A 5640-nucleotide genomic window follows, 5' to 3' on the forward strand; every position below is an offset into this window, starting at 1 on the left:
ACAGAATCAATATGTCTTACAGATATTTGGCACCTATCTTAATTTATACAGAGTAGTAAATGGAAGTTGGACTCGTCTTGCTGAAGTATCAAGGACATTACCTCTTAATACCTGGGCAAATTATAAAATAATAGCCAGTGGTAACCAGATTAAGGTATATGAAAATGATAATGTAGTTGCTTTTGTTAGAGATGAATCTCATAAATTAGGCAGTATAATCCTTCAGACCTATAAAACTAAGGCACAATTTGACGATGTAAAAGTTTCAGAACTGCAAAAAACCATTTCATACAAAGAATTAGATGAAATTCCAGAAGGGATGCCACTTGACCCTATTCCGTATGCTAACAGAACCTTACTCAAAGGCTCTGGAAATGCGGTTTATATGATGATGGGTGGACAGAAAAAGTATGTCCCAGCAGGCGATAGTAGTATCTGGAACTCTTATGGGTTAAATCCTGCCAAAATCACAACTATCTCAGATGAAGAATTAGCCAATATCCTCACGGCTGATGGACTACCAAGATTGGAATATTATGGAGTAGAATCACATCGAGTAAGTCATCTAAAAACACTTATCAATATTGTTGCGCCCTTCATACCCGTCATTGGTCAGTTATACACGATGTATCAGGCATTTCAAGGTATCAAGAAAGGGGATTATTTACAAGGTGCCTTAGGATTCTTAGGCGGGCTGGGGGAATTAGCTAAATTAACTCCAGCGCAACTGGCTAAATTTGGTAGCTTAGGTAAGTTAGCGGCTAACCTGAATAACTTAAATAATATCGATACTATCTCAAAACTTGTTACCTTAGCTGATACCATCAATAAAATTAATTACGCCTCTATTGCCTTAACTGGTAATGACTTAACCGACGGCAGTGGCAGGAAGATAAACGGTAGTCAAAGGTTTATAGCAGGGCTTAACTATATGGCTACTGACTTTAGTAAAATCTTACCAAAAGGGTTAAATAGCCTTCACCTACCCTTCTCTAACACCATCTCACCTGGAGCACTGAAATATATGACCAAAACCTATCAATTAGGTGTAGCGGCTACTGGCAAAGAAGGGGTATTGTTTGGTAAAGAGTTATCAGATGAAGAAAGGATAAATATCGGCACCAAATTAGTTGGTTCTTCACTGGGTAATATTATTGCGAATGGAATTGACTACGCTACGGATGACAACCCAGAAACAGGAATAACAGATGCCTTAAAAGAAGAAGGGATGAGTTTTTACAAAGGTGCACAGGCGTGGAGTCAGATGGCCATCCAGGCCTACCAGAACGCCTCAAGACTTGTCCCAATGCTTAATTTTACCACTACTACTCCCAGTTCTATCCCCAAAGACCAGGATGCTTACATAAAATTAGACATTGCTCATGAGTTATGGCAAACCGTTGCCTCCATTAGAGACACAGGGAGCGATATATTTACTTCGATTAGAGATGCGGTAAGAGAATCCAGAAAGGATTATGACCTGCGGATAGCATATAAAAAGGGAGAGTTACCTGCGGATGTCCTTGCGCAAAAGCTAAATAATAAGGAGATAAATGTAGAAGATGTATACCAACTGGCGGTAACTTATGGAGCGGATGCAACAAAATTAATAGCCCTGGCGACTAAAAACGCTACCAATCAAGAACTGATGGAGCTTATCCATAAAGATAAGGGTAGTAACAAAGAGGTATCCGAGGCACTTAAGGGGGAAAGGAATGAGAGGATAAATGAGGCGATAAAGGAGTTTTCTTCTGCTATTACTCCTCAGTTAGCTAATGCAAGTGACAGCACAATTCCTTGTGTTGACTTTGAGAAAGGAACAAAATACTTATTGGAACTTATGCAGATGGAGTGTAAAATTAGCACTGGAGAGACAATTATTACGCCAGAGGGAAGTACAATAAGATGCATTGGTGTAAACAATGTAGTCGCAGAGTGGTGGAAAGGGATACTTAGGGATGCAGGTATTGCTATTGAGGGAGGCATTGCCGCAGTTGGATTTCTCCCAGGGGGGCAAGTAATTGAAACTGTTTATGACATATTTATGGCTACCGCAGGATATAGTCTTGCTGAAGGTAAACTTTCACCTGTTCAAAGGGCATTAGTTGCTGGAGCAATATTTGTCCCTGGAATGTCAGGGGTATTAGTTAAGAATGCCGACCAGGTAGCAAAAGAGGTTTTACATATACACCATGCACTTTCCCAGTCTAAGAAGCTTGCACCCAATTTTGCCAGGGCAGGATTGGATATTGAGGAGTGGACAGTGCCATTTGCTAAATGGTTTCATAACTTAAAACCCTATGGTATCCATACAGGACCAAACCACTGGAATAAACAATGGGAAGGATTTTTTGAGAAATATGGTGATTATGTTAAAGATACTAAAATATTAGAACAATTAAAGAAGATGGACAACGAGATCTTAGAGCAGTTAGACAACATAAAGAAACAACCTGATCTTCAACAATGGCAATTAGGCCAGATAGAAAATATGCAAACAGAGATATTAAAACAGATTGAAAAGATAAATAAAGAACTTAATCTTCGATAAAGACCAAGGAGGGATTTCTATGTTTTATAGACTCTATCATGAGGAGAACTATTTAGGAGCTGACTGGGCAGATGGGATGGATTTAGAACAGATTATCTGTCCAAAAGATAAACATCACAGGAGGGGAGGAAAAAGGATAGGAGATTTAATGATAGAATTGCCATCTCCTAATATTAGAGATTTTATATGGATAGTGTTTGGTGGCGAGTGTTTAATTACGGATAAGGTAGCTGGGTTATTCAAAGAGGCAGGGTTTACAGGATATGAGTTAAAACCAGTCACTGTAAAGAAAGTAAAAAGGATGGGGAAAGAACCAAAACCAATCCCTCAATTATGGGAGATGGTAATTACAGGCTGGGCTGGTATGGCACCACCTGAGTCTGGAATAAAACTTATAGACTCGTGTGAGGCGTGTGGAGGTTTGGAGTACTCTGGAATCACTAATCTATCTGCCCTTATTAACCCTTCTCAATGGGATGGAAGTGATTTCTTCATGGTTTGGCCAATGCCAAGATTTATCTTTGTTACTGAAAAGGTAAAACATTTTGTAGAAGAAAAAAAACTAACAGGTTGTCAATTTATACGTGTAGAAGATTTATCGCCAACAGCAGTAGATGGATTTGGTCCTGGCAGACTTTCTTACCATATGCCAGAATCTCGAGCGCGTCTTCTTGGAGAGCCTTTAGGGATTTACTAATAAATGCCAAAAGGTGGTAAAAATACCACCTTTTTGTTTATTTTTTACCGCAGAGGCACAGGGGTATGAGTGAGTATGAGTGAGGGTCACATCTTGAATTGTGAATTAACAAGGGGTAATTCACAATTCAAGATGTGACCCTTCTCCCCTCTGACCCTTCTCCCCTCGATTGCCAATAAATCCTGAGGATTATGGTGGGTGAGTATAATAAAAAAGAGAGAAACAAGAGTAGTCTATCTTCCCGATGAAGATGGCTATCTTGTTGAACCAGAGTTTAATTGAAGAGGTGAAAGATGAAGAAGGTATTTTGGATAGGTTTGGTGATATTAGGGTTGGTTTTAAGAGAAAATGGAGAAGCAAGCACAATATATGTTGATGACGATAATACATCAGAGATAGAAGATGGAACTGAAAAATATCCTTATCGCACTATCCAAGAAGGAATAGATGCCTGTTCAGATTTTGGTACAGTCTGTGTAAGACCCGGGATATATACTGGAACAGGAAACAAAAATCTAACTTGGAAAGAAAAGCATATCATTGTAAAATCCCAAAATGGACCTTTAACTACTATCATTGACTGTGAAAAAAATGGGAGAGGATTTTATTTCAATGACACAGGTCAAAATAGTAATGATATCATGGATGGGTTCACTATTAAAAATGGAAATGTTGCTGGGGAATGGCCAGAAAACTATGGTGGTGGAATCTATTGTGGAACTTTTTCCCCATCCATCATAAACTGCATAATCACGCAAAATAGTGCTTCTACAGAGGGTGCTGGAGGTGGAATTGCATGTTTATTTTCCTCTCCAATTATCATAGATTGCATAGTAATAGGAAATAAGGCTGATTACTTTGGTGGGGGAATTGTATGTAGTTGTTCCTCTCCCACTATCACAAACTGCATAATAAGAGGGAATAGTGCCGTCTGGGGTGGTGGAATTCATTGCAGATTTGATTCCTCTCCAACCATTACAAACTCCACAATAATGCAGAATATTGCTGGTGGTGGGGGTGGAATTTATTGTGTGAGGTTTTCCTCTCCAACCATCACAAACTGTGTAATTATACAAAATATGGCTAACTTTGATGGTGCTGGAGTCAATTGTTATTATAATTCCTCTCCTACCATTATAAACTGCGTAATAACAGGAAATATTGCTGATCGGTATAGTGGTGGAATCTATTGCTCTAATAATTCCTCTCCATGTATTACAAACTGCATAATAACGCAAAATAGCAGATATGGAATATATGAGGCTGATACTACAAGTGATCCTTTAACAAATTATAACTGTTTTTATAACAACACACCCTCTGATTATTATGATGAAGGCTTAAAATCTCGAACAGTTAAATGGCTAAACATAAAAGCAGGTTTTGCAGGGAATATATCTTCTGACCCAAAATTTATTGGAAATGGAGACTATCATCTTCAATCAATCTCACCTTGCATAGACAAAGGTTTAAATACAGCTTCGGGTATCTCTTTAACTGACAAAGACGGTAATCCTCGCATAATAAATGGCATAGTAGATATAGGTGTATATGAGTGTAAAATGGAAGTTAAACCATAAATGTATAAATGTAGAATGCACTTAAAAATAACCCATTGTTATTATTAGGTTTGAGAAGGGTTGCGAGAAGGGTCGGAGGGTCGCATCTTGAGTGAGTGTTGACAACTAAAATTGTGAATTAGCTTATTAGTCTGGGTAATATTATTAGGAATGGAATTGAATACGCTACGGATGACAAGCCAGAAACAGGAATAACAGATGCTTTAAAAGAAGAAGGAATGAGTTTTTACAAAGGTGCACAGGCATGGAGTGAGATGGCTGTCCAGGCCTACCAGAATGCCTCAAACCTTGCCTCATATCTTCATCTACCTACTCTTGATATTTCTATCCCTAAAGACCAGGATGCCTACATAAAATTATAGATATTGCTCATGAGTTAGGGCAAACCTTTGCTTCCATTAAAGAGACAGGTAGCGATATATTTACTTCGATTAGAGATGCGGTAAGAGAATCCAGAAAAGATTATGACCTCCGTGTAAGATATAAAAAGGGAGAGTTACCTGCGGATGTCCTTGCACAAAAGCTAAATAATAAGGAGATAAATGTAGAAGATGTATATCAACTGGCGGTGGCATATGGAGAGGATGCAACAAAATTAATATCCCTGGCGACTAAAAACGCTACTAATCAAGAACTGATGCAGCCTATCAATAAAGCCAAGAGTGGTAATAAAGAGGTATCAGACGCCCTTAAGAATGAGAGAGAGATAAGAATAGCCATACATGAGGGAGAGATTAAAGCAATACTTGAGTTAGCGAATATATCAAGCCCTGTTGTAGGAGATGGAGCACCAGAACCTAAATATGACCTTA

The 5640-nt window shown here is 38.6% G+C and carries 5 protein-coding genes; all 5 read left to right on the top strand.

Annotated elements, in window-relative coordinates:
- Positions 1-2551 (top strand): family 16 glycoside hydrolase (locus AB1422_11640; protein ID MEW6619967.1); only part of this gene is annotated, 2551 nt, incomplete at its 5' end.
- A gap of 19 nt (positions 2552-2570) precedes the next feature.
- Entirely contained in the window at positions 2571-3248 is a 678-nt protein-coding gene (locus AB1422_11645; protein ID MEW6619968.1) for a hypothetical protein, read from the top strand.
- A gap of 293 nt (positions 3249-3541) precedes the next feature.
- Entirely contained in the window at positions 3542-4828 is a 1287-nt protein-coding gene (locus AB1422_11650; protein MEW6619969.1) for a right-handed parallel beta-helix repeat-containing protein, read from the top strand.
- 218 nt (positions 4829-5046) lie between these two features.
- The gene (locus AB1422_11655) at positions 5047-5190 is read left to right on the top strand and encodes a hypothetical protein (protein MEW6619970.1); all 144 of its coding nucleotides are present in this window, start codon (positions 5047-5049) and stop codon (positions 5188-5190) included.
- A 206-nt stretch (positions 5191-5396) separates the two neighbouring features.
- The coding region (locus tag AB1422_11660) for a hypothetical protein (GenBank protein ID MEW6619971.1) at positions 5397-5640 on the top strand (244 nt) is incomplete at its 3' end.

The organism is bacterium (assembly GCA_040757115.1).
In the GTDB taxonomy this organism is placed as follows: Bacteria; UBA9089; CG2-30-40-21; order CG2-30-40-21; family SBAY01; genus JBFLXS01.

Excerpts from the sequence above, each read along its gene's own strand:
- AB1422_11645 (MEW6619968.1), top strand. The coding sequence starts at position 2,571 with ATGTTTTATAGACTCTATCATGAGGAGAACTATTTAGGAGCTGACTGG.
- AB1422_11650 (MEW6619969.1), top strand. The coding sequence starts at position 3,542 with ATGAAGAAGGTATTTTGGATAGGTTTGGTGATATTAGGGTTGGTTTTA.
- AB1422_11655 (MEW6619970.1), top strand. The coding sequence starts at position 5,047 with ATGAGTTTTTACAAAGGTGCACAGGCATGGAGTGAGATGGCTGTCCAG.